This window comes from Peribacillus simplex, from assembly GCF_001542915.1.
GTDB lineage: Bacteria > Bacillota > Bacilli > Bacillales > DSM-1321 > Peribacillus > Peribacillus simplex_B.
Map to the genome: position 1 here is coordinate 213,528 of NZ_LNNH01000059.1, position 15,693 is coordinate 229,220.

Consider the following 15,693-nt stretch of genomic DNA (forward strand, 5'->3'; position numbering starts at 1 on the left):
TTGTTTCTTTGGAAATCGGGAAGTTAGATATTTTACAAAGAATTTTGCCTTTTTTCCTTTTGGAAAAAAGGCTTTTTTGCTGGTTATCGAACCATACTTTCTAAATGGTACGACTGAAAAAGGGATATAAGCCGACCTTTTCTTGAAAGTAGAAAGAATTAAAATACTGCGCTGACTAATATACACATGAAATAAAATGGACAAAGGCATTCGCCCCGTTTGATGTAGAGCTCATTCTCCGTAAAAGAATTTAATAGTATTTATTTTAATCACCTATAACCGCCATTTTATAGTTTTATTCTTTTTATTCAGAAAAATAAGAATGTTGTTTGACTTTGGTATAACAATATTATAATATGATATTAAGAAGTTGAGAGATGTTTTATTTTATGGGAAAGAGAGCGGTTCCATTTGGGTTTCCAGAGAAAAGGAAGCATTGATTTCCTTTATTGTTGTAAATGAAAGTCTTTGTTTCTATGAATCTACAGAACGGAAAGAATCTGGATTTTTTACAAAATGGTCTTCTCCAGTTACACAGCACCTTTTATGAAATAAAGGAGGTTTAACAATGGTAGAACATGTAGAACATCGTTCGGGCTCTGTTCGGACGGTACTGGGATTGGTGCCAGCTCAAGAACTAGGCGTTGTGCTTATTCATGAATCACTTCTTTCTGTTATGCCTGGAGCGGAATATGCTCCGGAAATTGATATGGACAAGAGTAAGATTTTTGATATCTTACATCGTAAATTAACGGAATTCCGTCGCAGTGGCGGAAAAACGATTGTAGATCATCGCGGGATGTTCCATGGCCGTGACGTCAAGCTTTATGAAACGCTTTCCAAGACGACAGGGGTACATATCGTAGCTTCAACAGGCTTAGGACCAGAACGGATGCTAAGTGGGTATTTCACTACCCCGCAAACTCATCCACCAACACCTTGGCCAGCTGAACAATTTGCTGGTTTGTTTATAAAAGAGGTGATGGAAGGAATTGTCGTTCCGCGTGTGGAACGATCAGGTCCTGCAGGGATTGTGACATCCATTGCAACTCAAAGTGGGATTGTCCAAATTGAAGAGAATCTTTTCCGCGGCTGTGCACAAACTGGAATGGCAACAGGAGTGCCGGTATCCTTGCAATATGGTGCAAATGCCCTGAAAGATTTGGAAATGGTATTAAGCGAAGGCATTGAACCGCACCGCGTCATCATCGGGGGACTTGACCGTTTGGATGCAGTTAAACGTAAAGAAGCGTTTGCTGTGGCGGAACGTGGTGCGTATGTTGCTTTAGACCATGTTGGCTGGTCTACACGAGAAGGCTATATAGATGATAGGGAGCGTGCTCGGTTAATTGCAGAACTATTCGAAAAAGGCCTAGGTGAACGTGTCTTGATTTCAACGAATGCCGTTGGCTGTGCAAAAGGTCATGAAACAAAGGATATGGACTTCAATTACCTACTAGTACAATTCGTTCCGATCCTGCGTCAAGCAGGAGTATTGAATGAAGAAATCCGTATATTGTTAGAAGAAAATCCGCAGCGTGTACTGGCTGTTGATGCCCCTGCAACTGTCAAAAGGGAAACTGCCGCGGGATCAAAGCAAAAATAAATGCGAGGAGGGAATCTGTTATGGGGAAGGTAAATACGGTTTTAGGTCCGATCGCGTCAGAAGATCTAGGAATCACTGCAATGCATGAACATATTGGTTTTGGTCTTCCTGGATGTGACTTGGATACTCAGTGGTGGAAAAAGCCTGAAGAAGCATTTGACGTTACCATTCAAAAGTTGCGGCGCTTTCGTGAACATGGCGGTAAAACATTCGTTGATTGTACAGGCATCGGAAATGGGCGTGACATCGAATATTTCCAGGTGCTTTCTCGCAGAACTGGCGTCAATATCGTGGCCGTTACAGGTTTTGTAGCAGGGGATTCAGCGTTGCCCTATTTCCGTAACAAAACAGTTGAGTATTTGACAAACTTATTCATACATGAAATCACGGTGGGGATCGATGGTACAAGCGCAAAAGCTGGCGCTGTTAAAGTAGGCGTCAGCCGAGAAGGCTTAAGTGAACTGGATCAACGCATCTATCGGGCAGCTGCACGTGCTGCAGTGAAAACAGGTGTCCCAATCATTACACACTTATCAACAGAACCGGAACTGGCGATTGACATTTTTGAATCCGAAGGGTTGCCTCTAAATCGTGTACTAATGGGCCATGCAGATGTTGGTCAAGATGCCGATGAAGAGCGTGATAAAATGATCGCAAGCCGAGGCGGATATGTAGGTTTCGACACGATTGGTTACGACAAGGAGATGGAAAATGCGCCATATTGGTCACGTCCCCGTCAAGACCGTGTTAAGCATTTTCTTTCTTTCCTCGAAAAAGGCTTTCTTGAACGGGCTGTGATTTCAGCCGATGCTAACTGCTGTGCACTAGGCTGGCCAGGGTTAAAGGGACACTCTGTAAACTACTTGTTTGAAGAATTCATCCCCGACCTTCGGAAAGCTGGTGTCGCTGAAGATGTATTTGACCAATTATTAGTACGTACTCCTGCAAATTTCCTTACCATGCAAGAACCTAGTTTGAAAGCAAATCCGTTATCAAATAACGATATTGGATGTGTTCCTATTATCAAAAGCTGACGCAATTATTATTGAGAGCTGAACATCTGATTTAACTAGACTAACAGGGGGGAGCAAAGATGACTATAAAAGGAAGGGCCTATATCGCGGGAGCATTCGAACATCCAATGCGTAAAGCCCCTGATAAGTCGGTTTCAGCCATACATGCTGAATGTGCCAAAGGTGCATTGGCTGATGCTGGACTCTCATTTGCAGATGTCGATGGCTATTTCTGTGCGGGTGACGCACCTGGAGGCGTCCACTCCATGGTCGATTACCTAGGCCTTGATGTCCGGCATGCAGATGGGACAGATACAGGGGGGTCTTCATATATTGCGCACGTTTCACATGCCGCCCAGGCGATAATATCTGGAAAATGCAATGTTGCCTTGATCACGATGGGGGGCCGTCCCCGCTCAGAAGGAAGAAGCGGTGTAAAACAAAAGATTGTCGGAGTAAATGTCCCTGAAGCACCTTTTGAACTAACTTATGGTCCGACAGCTGTAAATGAGTATGCAATGGCTACCATGCGTCATATGCACGAATATGGTACAACAAGTGAACAGCTTGCATGGGTAAAAGTTGCAGCTTCCCATCATGCCAAGCATAACCCAAATGCGATGCTGCGTGATGTAGTAACCGTAGAAGATGTGCTTTCTTCCCCCATGATTGCCGATCCATTGCATCGATTGGATTGCTGTGTGGTCAGTGATGGCGGCGGTGCTATTATTGTCGTAAGCCCTGAAATTGCCAAAAGCCTCAATCGTCCCCTTATCAGGGTGTTGGGTGCAGGAGAATCATCCAAGGGGCTTTTGGGAGGCAAGGCTGATCTTACTTATAGTGGTGCAGTACGGTCGGGGGCATCAGCTTTTGCCGAAGCCGGGGTAAATTCACAAGATATTAAGTATGCATCAATCTATGATAGCTTTACGATCACGGTGTTGATGCAGCTTGAGGATTTAGGTTTCTGCAAAAAGGGCGAAGGCGGTAAATTCGTTGCCGATGGAAACCTGATTTCTGGTGTTGGCAAACTTCCCATCAATACAGATGGCGGCGGGTTGAATAACAACCATCCTTCGGGTCGAGGCGGCATGATTAAACTGATAGAGGCTGTGCGGCAACTCCGTGGAGAGTCACATCCAAAGGTCCAGGTGAACAATTGTGATCTTGCACTGGTTCATGGTACTGGTGGCGGCCTCGCAAGTCGACATGGCAGTGCAACATTGATCTTGGAAAGGGTGTAGCTTATGGCAGCCAATGAATCCAGAATAATGGCAATACCGGAAACCCATCCAGAACATGAAGAATATTGGAGGGCAGCTGCAGAAGGTAAATTAATCATTAAACACTGTGAATCTTGTGGTGAATATCATCATTATCCACGTGTGCTATGCCCGTTTTGCAAAAGTGAAAAAACGACATGGAAAGAAGCGAAAGGAACGGGGACAATATACACATATAGTGTTATGCGAAAAGGGAGCCCATATGTGATCGCCTTCGTCACGCTAGATGAAGGTCCCAGGATGATGACGAATATTATCGACTGTGATTTGGACGAACTTCACATTGATCAACGAGTGAAAGTGGCATTCATGCAAAGTGGCAATCAAAATAACCCTGGTCCGTGTGTACCGTGCTTCACTCCCTCTATGACTGAAAATAGCTAGTAGACTTTCATACTTAGGTTATTCAGCAATGATTTTCATATCAAGATTCATAACATATTCGAAAGGATTCAGGAGAGGAGTGAATTAAGATGATCATCACTAAGGATGCTCGCATTCTTATGCGTGACGGCTTGCATATCGCCGCAGATATATACCGTCCCGAAGGAACTGGTAAAGTACCAGCATTGCTTGCGCTTAGTCCATACGGCAAGGAATTGCAAGCACAAGCTTTAACTTTACCTCCACAAGCTCGCCCAAGTCATCTTTGGAACGGAGCGATTGAAGCTGGTGATATTCGTGAAGTGGTATCACGAGGGTATGCCCATATCATTGCCGACGTGCGTGGTACAGGTGCCTCGGAAGGTCAGATGTGCGGGAATTATAACTCTGGCGGTCATGGCGATGGCAAAGACATTTACGACCTCGTTGAATGGTTGGCAGAGCAAGACTGGTGCGACGGCAACATCGGTATAATCGGCATTTCGTACTTTGCATCAGTGCAAATATTAGGAGCAGCCGAACACCCTCCACACTTAAAGGCAATCTTTGCAAATGGGGGGCACTTCGACCTTTATGAACTTTGCTATCACGGAGGGATTATGTGGTTAATGCCGCGTGCCTCTCGTGAAGGGCGCGGTGGTGATAGCGGTAATGCATTCACCAATGTAGCGAGCAAGAGCTCAAAAATATTCACTAAGGAAGAGCTTAAACAAAAAACGCAAGATCGTTTACGTGATCCTGATATCGCACATTGGTCGGATTTCGTCCACCTGCTTCATTATCAAGATCGTCATGAACTATGGATGGATTATTTATTAAATCCACTTGATGGCGAGTTCTGGAAAGCGGATTCTGCTATAGAAGTCGCCCATAAAATAACGATTCCCACTTACTTTCAAGCGAAATGGGGCCGGGGCTGGAACGTCGAAGGTACAATCGAATGCTTCGAACAAGTATCTGGCATAAAAAAGCTCGATATCCAGGCACTGCCCCCAATGCTGGAGCGTCCCTTCCACGAATGCCACGACGAAATGTTCCGGTGGTATGATTACTGGTTAAAAGGAATCGATACAGGTATTATGGAGGAGCCGGCAGTTCAGTTTTCAGTAGAAGGCTCTAATAAATGGCGCGGTGAAGACCACTGGCCATTGCCATTTGAAGAGAAGAAAGAGTTCTTCTTACGTCCACGGCACAAAATTAGTGATAATCCTGAGCCATTGGCTTCTGAATATGCCCATCCGGATGGGTTCTATCAAGCGCCATTAACGGTAACGACAACATCTGAGAAAATTAAATGGACAAGTGATAGATTCCTCGAACCTGTTGAAATGACAGGAACAGGTGCCTTATATGTACATGTTGAAATCGATACGGACGATACGAACCTTATCGCAAAGCTTTATGATGTAAACCCAAGCGGAACACGTACCTTGATGACTTCTGGCTATTTAAAAGCATCCCATCGGGAATTGGATGTGGAAAAATCGAAATTTGGCGAGCCATGGCACCCGCATGACCGGGGAGTACCAGTAACGCCCGGTGAAATCATCGAGTACGCGATTCGTTTATATCCATTCTCCTTCTTAATTAAACCTGGTCATCGAATTGAATTGGAGCTTGCATGTAACGAACCGCTGGATGGGGAGGATGCCAAGATGTTGCCCCCTGATAGCTATCATTTACCTAGTGGCCGTGCAACAATGCATAAAATCTATCGAGATAAAGATCATCAATCCCGTTTAGTGTTGCCAGTCATTCCAAAGGAGTTCAATGTTTTGAACAAACCTACTGATGTTGTATATGGGAAAGCAAAAAAGTGAATCCTTCGGCTGCGACCCGTTCTTAGCATAAAAGGGACGTGATTATAAATTCAATAGAGGAGTGATCAACATGGATTCGGTACGCATCATTCCGATCGAATGTAAATTTGGACCGACCTCTGCTTATGTCTATTTTCTCGACGCACCCGAGCCAGCACTTATCGATACCGGCATTGCCTCTTCGGCTTCCTGTGAAATCGAAACAGTCCTTGCTGAGCATGGCTTTAGAATCGACGATATCCGCTGGATTCTCCTAACCCACGGCCATGTTGACCATTTAGGAGGTGCCAGCAAGGTATGGGAGAAAACCGGTGGCCGTGCAAAAGTTGTTATTCCAAAAAAGGAAGCCTATTTACTGCGAGATCGGACAAAACATATCACTGATTATAATCGTCTTCAAGGAAAATACCTGGACCCTGAAATCCAGGAGAAGCATGCGGCGATTCTAATGAATGATATCGGCGGGAATTTGGAACCAACGGTAGAGGTAGTAGATGCCGATATGATTTCACTTGGCGGAGACGTATCGATCACGGTAGTGGAAACACCAGGACACTCAATCGGATCTGTGACTTACGTGCTTGATGGCTTGGGATGGGCATTTGCAGCTGATGCTGTGCAAATATACGGAGGGGCACAGAGTGGGATTCCTACGATTGAACACCCCGCTTTATATCGACAAAGCATACGGCATCTTCTTGAGGAGGTCCGCCCGAAGCGCCTTTACTTAGGTCATCACTTCCTTGACGGTAAGGGAAAGGTGCTCAGTCAGCAATTTGTCGGAGACGAGGTTACCGCGGTTCTTAAAGAGAGTCTTGAGATGGACGCGAAGTTAGCTCATGCTGTCCGTCGGCATGTGAACGGAAATGCCCCAACCAATGACAATATTGGGATGTATGGGCCCTTTCGATCAATTGCAGCTGAATTGAATTATACAGGCAATCCAAGTCACCTGCCTTGTGCTTTCTTTGTTACACTGAATGGATATGAAGAAGAATTGATTGGTACCCATAATACATGAAAGGAGGAAAACCGGGATGATCCAAAAGAAATATGAAAGCGCAGCAAAAGCTATTGCTGATTTGCAAGATGGTGCAACCCTGCTTGTGGGCGGATTTGGCGGAAGCGGGCTGCCATCACACCTTGTTGGAGCCCTTACAAAGCAAGGGGCAAAGGATTTGACTGTCGTATCCAATAATATTGGCGCAGTTCGTGATGGCGTTGCGGCCCTTATCAGCAATGACCAAGTCCGCAAGATCATTTGCTCTTTCCCTGTCGGCCCCCACGCCAACGAATTGATTCAGCGAATCAAGGATGGGAGCATCGAACTGGAAATAGTTCCTCAAGGAACATTGGCGGAGCGTATCCGTGCTGGCGGAGCAGGCGTCCCGGCTTTTTATACCCCGACGGCAGCGCACACCGAACTAGGGGAAGGCAAGGAAACGCGTATTTTCAATGAGGGGCTACATCTCTTGGAACATGCAATAAAAGGTGACTACGCTTTTATAAAGGCACACCGGGCAGATCGCTGGGGCAATCTTGTTTACCATAAAACACAGCGCAACTTCAATCCGGTAATGGCGACGGCTGCAAAAACTACAATCGCTGAGGTAGATGAAATCGTGGAAGTTGGGGAAATCGATCCAGAGACAATCGTAACTCCAAGCGTATACGTGCATCGATTAGTTAAACTGGAAGCAAAAAGCGATGGGAGGGTTTTATTGCATGAGTGAAGACAAGCGGGAGATAGGTTGGACCAAGCTGGAACTGGCATCCCGAGTAGCATTGGACTTGGAAGATGGATGGTTCGTAAACCTTGGCATCGGGCTGCCGACCCTTGTGGCTGATGTGATCCCGGAAGGTCGTGAAATCATCCTCCATAGCGAGAATGGACTTCTGGGGCTGGGTCCAAAGCCAGAACCAGGTGAAGAGGACATGGATTTAGTGAATGCCGGCAAGGAACCAATTACATTAAAACCTGGCGGCAGCTTTTTCTCACAATCAGAATCTTTTGCCATGATACGCGGAGGACACCTTGATGCAGCCGTGCTTGGGGCATTCCAAGTGTCGATGCATGGTGATCTTGCCAGTTGGAAATTACCTGACGCACCCTTGGGGCGTGTTGGTGGTGCGATGGATTTGACTGTTGGCAGTAAGCGTGTCTTCCTTTGTATGCAGCATATGAGTAAGGGCGTGCCGAAAATCGTTGAGGAATGTTCGTATCCACTGACGGCTCCGCGCTGTGTAAACCGCATTTATACAAACCTGGCGGTGATCGACGTGACGGAGGATGGTCTTTTCGTTCATGAACTCGCCCCAGGCGTTACGTTCGAACATGTCCAGGACTGTACGGCCGCTCCCCTCAAGATCCGTGCATCAAGTCATGTAAAAGCAGAGTTTTTGGAGGTAAAGAAATGATAAAAAAATATACGATTGATCGTAGTTCATCTGTGCCCATTTATAAACAAATCAAGGAAATCCTCATTAAAGAGCTTCAGGCTGCAGAAGGGGTGACAGGGCGTCCGTTCAGCACCGAGCAAGAGCTTGTCCAACGTTTTCATGTGAGCCGGGCTCCTGTACGCCAAGCACTGAAGGAATTGGCCAATGAGGGTTACGTGTACCGGGAGCGGGCGAAAGGCACCTTCCCTGTTCAGGCACTTCCTGTTCGTCCTCAAGGACTGGAGTTAGGGGGATTGGTTGGTTTCCTTCGCGATCAAGGATTGGAATGCACTTCAAAAATATTAAGTGTGGATCGTGTGTTGCCTACTGAGAAACTGTGCGCAATCCTTGGACTCGAGCCGAGTGATACTGTTTTGAGAACATCTCGATTAATCTTGCTTAAAGGGAAGCCGCTAGTATGGACTCAAACCTACCTTGCCGTCTCGGAGGACTTCCTGCCAAATGCACAGGAACTTGAGGAAGCTGAAAGTGTTTTCGTGCTTCTTGAGAGAGAACAGGGGATTTTCATTTCCCGTGGTGACCACCTGATCTGCGCGTCAGGTGCGAATGCTATGGAGGCGGAGATTCTCGGCATCAACAGCGGCGACCCAGCTCTCATTATAGAGACGAAGCTGTATTCCAGAAATGATCGCCTCATCGGGTGGAGAAGGGCAGTTCATATAGCGGACGATTATAAGTTTTCTTTCACCGTAAACCGTTAAGCGACACAATATTTTGCTGGAAATTCAGGAAGGTATCCATATTCATACGGCCCGTGATGTTGGAAAACATCTTTAAAGGCAATTTGCCATCAAAGTTGCGGACAAGCTCCATGATTCAATGGGGAGTTTTGGAGTTTGTCACTGTTTCATAATAGGATAAACGTGATGTCAAATCATTAGCCTGTACTTTATACGACAGGGGGATCTGGGGTGTCTCGAATGAACATTACCGACATTGTGAATGAAGCGGAATTTAACCGCTTTCATTTTAGGATATTGATAGGCTGCTGCTTGATCATTACTTTTGATATGTTCGATCTAGTTATATATAGCTCCGTCTTGCCTGTCCTGATGGAGGAATGGAAGCTATCGCCTGTACAAGCAGGAGCCATTGGCAGTTACGGATTCCTTGGGATGATGCTGGGAGCTATCATCTTCGGCATTTTGGCTGATAATTTTGGAAGGAAAAATATCCTTATCTTATGTGTGTTCCTATTTAGCATCTTTACGGTTTTCTGTGCATTTGCAAACGGCCCAACTGTGTTTTCTGTTTTCAGGTTTGTTGCCGGAGTGGGCATAGGCGGTGTCTTGCCGAATGTGATCGCCTTATTGACGGAGTATGCACCGAAAAACAAGCATAACATGTTGGTCTCGATCGTGATGTGCTGCTTTTCCGTAGGCGGTATTTTTGCCGCCCTGATTGGAATATACGTTATGCCTCTAATAGGATGGAAGAGTGTATTTTTGGTAGCGGCAATTCCCCTTATACTTATTCCGTTCATGGTCAAGCATTTTCATGATTCACCAGCAATACTCCTGATGAAAGGGAGAGTGGACGAGCTTCGTTCAGTTCTTTCAAAGGTGAATAACAAGTCCTTACTTACCTCGGACTTCGAATTTGAAGCCATAAGCAATCGAAAAGGTTCCGGCTCCCCGGTCATTGGGTTATTCAAAGATGGTCGGGCATTAGGGACGGTGATGATCTGGATTGCCTTCTTCATGTGTTTGTTAATGATTAATGGATTAACTATTTGGCTACCTAATTTGATGTTCAGTGCCGGTTATGCTCTAGCTTCCTCTTTAAGCTTTGTGATTGTATTGAATATCGGGGCCATCATCGGAACGCTAATCCTTGGTAGTCTTGCAGATAAATATGGTGTTAGAAAAATAATCGTTCCGATGTTTATAATTGCTTCCATTTGCTTGATGCTTCTCGGTTTTAAAAATAACATGTTTATATTATATGTGCTGGTGGCGATTACTGGCGCCTGTACAATGGGGGCTCAAAACATATCTTACTCCTTTGTTTCTCATTATTATCCTCCATTAATGCGATCAACAGCTGTGGGCCTTGCTTCTGGAATTGGCAGGATCGGAGGAATCATTGGCCCAACATTTGGCGGTATACTTTTATCTCTTGATTTATCGGTTCAAATGAATTTCATTTCGTTTGCGATTCCAGGCATTGTTGCGGCTATTGCATTTTCATTTGTTCCTTTAAAATTTGCATCTTACAATAAAAAGAAGAATAAAAGAAATGGCTTGGGAGGGGAATATTTATGAAATCTAAATCGGAATTAAGGATTGCCATTATCGGAGGCGGCATTGGTGGTTCATCAGCTGCGGTAGCATTAAAAGCAAAGGGAATCCGGGCCGATGTATATGAGCAGGCACCAGCTTTGGGAGAGGTTGGTGCGGGGATCGGTATTCGTCCGCCGAGCGTGAATTGCTTCAAAAAATGGGGTTTATATGAGGATATAGAGCGATTAACCTCACGAAGTGACTTCATGGAAATCATAGCCGGAGATGACCAAGTATTCATTAAAGAAGCATGGCCGGTTTTAACGGATGATAAATCAGAGGCATATGCCCGGTTGATTCATCGTGCAGATTTATTGGATACCTTAATAGCTCATATTCCAGCAGATCAACTTCATTTAAACCACCGGTTAACGGAAGTGATTGATAACGGCGACCATGCGGAAGTAAAATTTGCCAATGGCAAAATAATTGAAGCGGATATCGTCGTCGCGGCTGATGGGATCCGTTCCCCCATTCGTGCACAAGTATTGGGTCAACATGATCCAATATTTTCTGGATATCTAGCACACCGTGCCTTGATTTCTAATGATGCAGTACTTGGCATGTCTTCGGAAGAAAACATCTTGCGTATTTATGTTGATGGTAAGAATTCAGTTTATTTATTGCCACTAGAGTGCCGAAAGCAAGTATCTGTTGATATTACAGTTCCGGGTAAGTTCGCATGGCGTCCGGAAATGACGAAGGAACTAATCATGGAGAGTGTTAAAGGCTTTGGCCCTACCATTCAAAAAATCATTGAAAATATTAATTTGGAAGATATCGTAACTCGTCCGTTATGTGACATTGAACCAATGGATAAGTGGAGCACCAAATGTGTAACATTGATAGGTGATGCTGCTCACGCAATGCTTCACAATCAGGGGCAAGGGGCGAACATGGCCATCCAAGACGCAGATGCATTAGCAGAAGCGATTGCTAAAGCTGAAACAGCTGAAGAAGCATTACAAAATTACGAAAAGCAACGTAAACCAATTACGAAGCTATACCAGAATTTATCCAGACTGTTTCCAACTGATGAAGCGGAGACAGCATTCCCGGAAAAAGCGCATTTCTAAAAGTCAAGGGTATTGTTCATCCGAATTCGAAGCGAATGTCCTTGATGAACAGCCAGAATAAATACTGATGATAAAATAAATTAACTGAATATTCAAACATTAATTAAGGGGGTCTCAGATTTGCCTGTACATCCCGAAATAAAAAAAATATTGGATATGATTCCGGAATCCGATGCCAACTACAAGATCAATCCGGAAGAACATAGAAAAGCGTTCAATACACCCATTTTACCTGTTGAAAAACGTGAGCAAGTCTATTCTGTTGAAGAGGTGTCGATTCCTACTTCGGTAACCACTATTCCGATAAGAATTTACACGCCGTATAAAAGCGAATCGTATTCATTGTTAATCTACTTTCATGGAGGCGCATTTTTCTCAGGGAATTTAGAAAGCCATGATGAAATCGTTCGATCGATATGTATGGAGTCCGGCTATAAAGTCATATCCGTGGATTACCGACTGGCCCCGGAATATCCATTTCCTGCTGCTTTAGAGGATTGTTATCATGTCACAAAATGGGCAATGGAACATATGGATGAACTGAAGTGGGACTGTCAGAACCTTGCTCTTGCAGGGGATAGTTCTGGCGGAAATTTGGTTGCTGCCGTTTCTCTGATGGCCCGTGACAATAAGGATTTCACCGTTACGAAGCAAGTGTTGTATTATCCATCTTTAGATCTTGACTTCAGTGAATTCCGGTATCCATCCCTAGTTGAAAATGGTAAGGGATATTTCGTGGAAAGTGAGCGATTAGCAGAACTTAATTCCTTTTATCTGATGGGGAATGCAGATGTTAATCATCCGTATGTATCACCCATACGAGCAAAAAATTTAGATGATCTTCCGAAAGCATTGGTCATCACTGCAGAATATGATCCATTCCGCGATGAAGGGGAATTATTTGCCGAGAAATTAAAAAAATGTGGTGTACATGTAGAAACGAAAAGGTATGAAGGTGCCACTCATGGTTTCTTAGGCAAATTCACGCACTTAGATGAATATAAAGATGTGTATAAACGGACAGCTCAATTTTTAAATTCCAAGTAAGAATTTTGAAAATATCGCAACTTGAAATGGCAGGTACCTAAGATCGTTTAAAAGGCTTTTACAAAAGAAGTGCTTTCGCAACATAAACTTGCACTGTTGTGAAAGCCTTTCCTTTTTTATTGACTCTACAGAAATATTCTCTGGAGCTTTATAGGGGAAAATACAAAAGACGGTTGTGCACCTTAACAGCCTTATAATTCGGCTCAATTCGCTAATAACCTATAGCTTTAATATTAGATGTTTGTCAGGAAGGGTGTGTTTATTAATGGAAAAAAGAAAGTTTTGGAGCTATGAGAATAAATTAACCGCAATCTTTTTCTTCTCTATCGGGTTTGTATTCTTTGATCGGCTGGCTATCAATTATCTTATTCCATTCATGCAAAAAGATTTTAGCCTGACAAATACTCAAATCGGGATGCTTTCTTCAGCATTAGCGATTACATGGGCACTTTCGGGTCCCATCTTGGGGTATATTTCTGACAGGGTCAAAAGTAAAGTAGCTGTCTTGGTTTCAATGGTCCTGTTCTTTTCCTTTTTATCATTGGCACATGGATTAGCGGCGTCTTTTGGCATCTTGATTGTTTTGCGTTTGTTTATGGGAATCGCTGAAGGACCAATAATCCCAATTTCTTCATCTATATTATCAGTTGAATCTACCCCTAAGCGCAGAGGGTTCAACCTAGGGTTTACGGCTGGGACTTCATATGGTGTTTTTGGGGGATTCTTGGCACCTCTGGTCATTGTTGCATTGGCAAATGCAACTGATTGGCGGACTGCATTTTATTTGACGATCATACCGGGTCTGGTTATCGCCCTTTTCATTGGGAAGGTCGTGAAAAATCCTAAGAAAAATTCTGATATATCCAATTCTCCCGCAATTGCGAAAGAAAAAGTAAGCGCTAAACAAATAATGAAAGATCGGAATATTTGGCTATGTGTCATCGTTTCTTGTAGTTTTTGGGTATTCCTTCTACCTTTCTCCATTTATGCACCTCTTTACCTGATACAAGTAAAGCAATTGTCCCTAAGTACTATGAGTATGGTAATGGCAGCCTTTGGGGCCGGAAATGCAATCTGGGGGTTTATCGTTCCAGCCATTTCAGATCGTATTGGACGAAAACCGACATCTCTTATATTTGGGGTCCTAACCTTATTCGTACCGCTTACGCTAATGTACGTTGACAACGTAGTAGCAATATCCGTGCTGATTTTCGTTTTTGTTTCAGGGATTGGAAATCTAACCATGTTTACGACTACAATTCCGGCGGAAACGGTTCCGATCCAATATGCCGCTGCTACGATTGGCTTTATTCTTGCAGCAACGGAAATTGTCGGAGGCGTCCTTAGCCCTTTGTATAGTGGCATGGCCGCCGACGCTTGGGGTCTTACAGCACCGCTTTGGATTAGTGCTGGAGGCGGGCTTCTTGCTTTTGTTTTCTCACTATTCCTTAAAGAATCGGCACCAGTAAAGGTTAGGGTCAACAAGGAGATGGAAAGTGCCTTATAAAACCCATCGTGAACTTTGATTTTCGTTTCAAGATCTCATCCGAGTGGAAAATTCCTAATAATTTGTATCAAGTGAACGTGTTGAACATCGGAGGCGGAAGATCCAGCTAAGACATTCTTCTTGCCTTCCTTACGTATGATTTGTGATTGGGATTTCTGCACAGCTTGCGTTTGATTATGAAGGCTGGTTTTTGGAAGCGCTTTAAGCATAACGGTATCCTGGAGGGAGAAGTATTGTATAAAAAAACCACTATGGAAGTATTTCCAATAATTGTTCCATTTTGCAATAAGCTGAAGAGCATCAACTTTTACTTAGTAAGATATCAGGATTCCTTGATATTGATTGATGCTGGGATGGACACCGAAGACTGCTGGCGTTCCCTGCAAGAAATTCTAGAGGAAAATCATTATAAATTGATTGATATTTCAGCGATATTACTAACCCATCATCACACAGACCATATTGGCCTGGTTAACAGAATTGTGTGTGCCAATCCCATTCCCGTATATGCACATCCTCGTGCCATCCCTATACTGAAAAGAGACAGCGAATACATGAAACGGAGGAAAGAATTTTTCAGAAATCTGTACCGACAAATGGGGTGCGGTAAATTCGGTGATCGACAAGTGGTCGATTTGCATAATCCAATTCTTCTAACAGAAGATAAAAAAATCGAATGTGATATTAAAGTGGCTCAAGACCTGTTTTTTGACTTTGATATTTTGGATATCCCTGGACATGCTCCCGACCAGATCGCCTTCTATAATAGGAAGTGTAAATGGTTATTTTCAGGAGATTTATTAATTGCACATATGGCCAGCAATGCCTTCATTGAACCAAATCTAGATGGGGCGCGTACAAATTCCTTGATTCAGCAAAAGCGTTCATTGGAAAAGTGCTTATCATTGAATGTGGAGGTCATCTTTTCAGGTCACGGTGATATCTTGGAAAATCCTGTAGATATAATAAAAGAAAGAATAATAGAGTTGGATAAAAAAGCCAACATATACTTGAACATTATCAAATCAGGGATTTCAACTGGACATGACATTGCCCGATTCCGTTTTAATGATAGGTACGAAAAGCGGTTTTTCAATATCATCTCTGAAGTTATTGGTTACCTTGATTATCTGGAATTACTAGGGGAAATTCATAAAGAAATGGAAAATGGAATTTGGCAGTATTATTAATGAGGAACAAATCCGTGTTGGTAAT

14 protein-coding genes are annotated in these 15,693 nt (G+C 43.8%); all 14 read left to right on the top strand.

What is annotated here, in order from left to right; genetic code table 11:
- The first annotated feature begins 568 nt into the window (after nucleotides 1-568).
- The 14 genes from AS888_RS24665 to AS888_RS24730 all read left to right on the top strand — a co-directional run bounded on the left by AS888_RS24665 (nucleotide 569) and on the right by AS888_RS24730 (nucleotide 15,668).
- On the top strand, nucleotides 569-1,606 hold the full coding sequence (locus AS888_RS24665) for a phosphotriesterase family protein (protein WP_061144715.1): 1,038 nt from the start codon (nucleotides 569-571) through the stop codon (nucleotides 1,604-1,606).
- 20 nt (nucleotides 1,607-1,626) lie between these two features.
- Entirely contained in the window at nucleotides 1,627-2,640 is a 1,014-nt protein-coding gene (locus AS888_RS24670) for a phosphotriesterase family protein (RefSeq protein WP_081092586.1), read from the top strand.
- A 59-nt stretch (nucleotides 2,641-2,699) separates the two neighbouring features.
- A complete protein-coding gene (locus AS888_RS24675) occupies nucleotides 2,700-3,863 on the top strand; it encodes a thiolase domain-containing protein (RefSeq protein ID WP_061144716.1) in 1,164 nt (387 codons plus the stop codon).
- Between the two features lie 27 nt (nucleotides 3,864-3,890).
- Nucleotides 3,891-4,286: a Zn-ribbon domain-containing OB-fold protein gene (locus tag AS888_RS24680; protein WP_260320349.1), complete on the top strand. Its 396-nt coding sequence runs from the start codon at nucleotides 3,891-3,893 to the stop codon at nucleotides 4,284-4,286.
- Between the two features lie 89 nt (nucleotides 4,287-4,375).
- Nucleotides 4,376-6,106, top strand: a complete 1,731-nt coding sequence (locus AS888_RS24685) for a CocE/NonD family hydrolase (protein ID WP_061144718.1) — start codon at nucleotides 4,376-4,378, stop codon at nucleotides 6,104-6,106.
- 70 nt (nucleotides 6,107-6,176) lie between these two features.
- Nucleotides 6,177-7,127 (top strand): MBL fold metallo-hydrolase, encoded by a 951-nt coding sequence (locus AS888_RS24690; RefSeq protein ID WP_061144719.1) that lies wholly within the window; start codon nucleotides 6,177-6,179, stop codon nucleotides 7,125-7,127.
- Between the two features lie 16 nt (nucleotides 7,128-7,143).
- Nucleotides 7,144-7,839: a 3-oxoacid CoA-transferase subunit A gene (locus tag AS888_RS24695; protein WP_061144720.1), complete on the top strand. Its 696-nt coding sequence runs from the start codon at nucleotides 7,144-7,146 to the stop codon at nucleotides 7,837-7,839.
- Nucleotides 7,832-8,524, top strand: a complete 693-nt coding sequence (locus AS888_RS24700) for a 3-oxoacid CoA-transferase subunit B (protein ID WP_061144721.1) — start codon at nucleotides 7,832-7,834, stop codon at nucleotides 8,522-8,524. Before AS888_RS24695 ends, AS888_RS24700 begins: the two co-directional genes overlap by 8 nt.
- Entirely contained in the window at nucleotides 8,521-9,267 is a 747-nt protein-coding gene (locus tag AS888_RS24705; RefSeq protein ID WP_081092587.1) for a GntR family transcriptional regulator, read from the top strand. The genes AS888_RS24700 and AS888_RS24705 overlap by 4 nt, the downstream gene beginning before the upstream one ends.
- A gap of 219 nt (nucleotides 9,268-9,486) precedes the next feature.
- Nucleotides 9,487-10,830 carry an MFS transporter gene (locus tag AS888_RS24710; RefSeq protein WP_260320353.1) on the top strand — a complete coding sequence of 448 codons (1,344 nt, stop codon included), beginning with the start codon at nucleotides 9,487-9,489 and terminating at the stop codon, nucleotides 10,828-10,830.
- Nucleotides 10,827-11,924 carry an FAD-dependent oxidoreductase gene (locus AS888_RS24715; protein WP_061144723.1) on the top strand — a complete coding sequence of 366 codons (1,098 nt, stop codon included), beginning with the start codon at nucleotides 10,827-10,829 and terminating at the stop codon, nucleotides 11,922-11,924. Before AS888_RS24710 ends, AS888_RS24715 begins: the two co-directional genes overlap by 4 nt.
- 120 nt (nucleotides 11,925-12,044) lie before the next feature.
- A complete protein-coding gene (locus AS888_RS24720) occupies nucleotides 12,045-12,971 on the top strand; it encodes an alpha/beta hydrolase (protein ID WP_061144724.1) in 927 nt (308 codons plus the stop codon).
- Nucleotides 12,972-13,236: 265 nt separating this feature from the next.
- Nucleotides 13,237-14,478 (top strand): MFS transporter, encoded by a 1,242-nt coding sequence (locus AS888_RS24725; RefSeq protein ID WP_061144725.1) that lies wholly within the window; start codon nucleotides 13,237-13,239, stop codon nucleotides 14,476-14,478.
- 251 nt (nucleotides 14,479-14,729) lie between these two features.
- Complete coding sequence (locus AS888_RS24730; protein ID WP_260320350.1) at nucleotides 14,730-15,668, top strand: MBL fold metallo-hydrolase; 939 nt, start codon at nucleotides 14,730-14,732, stop codon at nucleotides 15,666-15,668.
- The last annotated feature ends 25 nt before the right edge of the window (nucleotides 15,669-15,693 follow it).

Coding starts and splice junctions, on each gene's coding strand:
- AS888_RS24665 (WP_061144715.1), top strand. CDS start 569: ATGGTAGAACATGTAGAACATCGTTCGGGCTCTGTTCGGACGGTACTG.
- AS888_RS24670 (WP_081092586.1), top strand. CDS start 1,627: ATGGGGAAGGTAAATACGGTTTTAGGTCCGATCGCGTCAGAAGATCTA.
- AS888_RS24675 (WP_061144716.1), top strand. CDS start 2,700: ATGACTATAAAAGGAAGGGCCTATATCGCGGGAGCATTCGAACATCCA.
- AS888_RS24680 (WP_260320349.1), top strand. CDS start 3,891: ATGGCAATACCGGAAACCCATCCAGAACATGAAGAATATTGGAGGGCA.
- AS888_RS24685 (WP_061144718.1), top strand. CDS start 4,376: ATGATCATCACTAAGGATGCTCGCATTCTTATGCGTGACGGCTTGCAT.
- AS888_RS24690 (WP_061144719.1), top strand. CDS start 6,177: ATGGATTCGGTACGCATCATTCCGATCGAATGTAAATTTGGACCGACC.
- AS888_RS24695 (WP_061144720.1), top strand. CDS start 7,144: ATGATCCAAAAGAAATATGAAAGCGCAGCAAAAGCTATTGCTGATTTG.
- AS888_RS24700 (WP_061144721.1), top strand. CDS start 7,832: ATGAGTGAAGACAAGCGGGAGATAGGTTGGACCAAGCTGGAACTGGCA.
- AS888_RS24705 (WP_081092587.1), top strand. CDS start 8,521: ATGATAAAAAAATATACGATTGATCGTAGTTCATCTGTGCCCATTTAT.
- AS888_RS24710 (WP_260320353.1), top strand. CDS start 9,487: ATGAACATTACCGACATTGTGAATGAAGCGGAATTTAACCGCTTTCAT.
- AS888_RS24715 (WP_061144723.1), top strand. CDS start 10,827: ATGAAATCTAAATCGGAATTAAGGATTGCCATTATCGGAGGCGGCATT.
- AS888_RS24725 (WP_061144725.1), top strand. CDS start 13,237: ATGGAAAAAAGAAAGTTTTGGAGCTATGAGAATAAATTAACCGCAATC.
- AS888_RS24730 (WP_260320350.1), top strand. CDS start 14,730: ATGGAAGTATTTCCAATAATTGTTCCATTTTGCAATAAGCTGAAGAGC.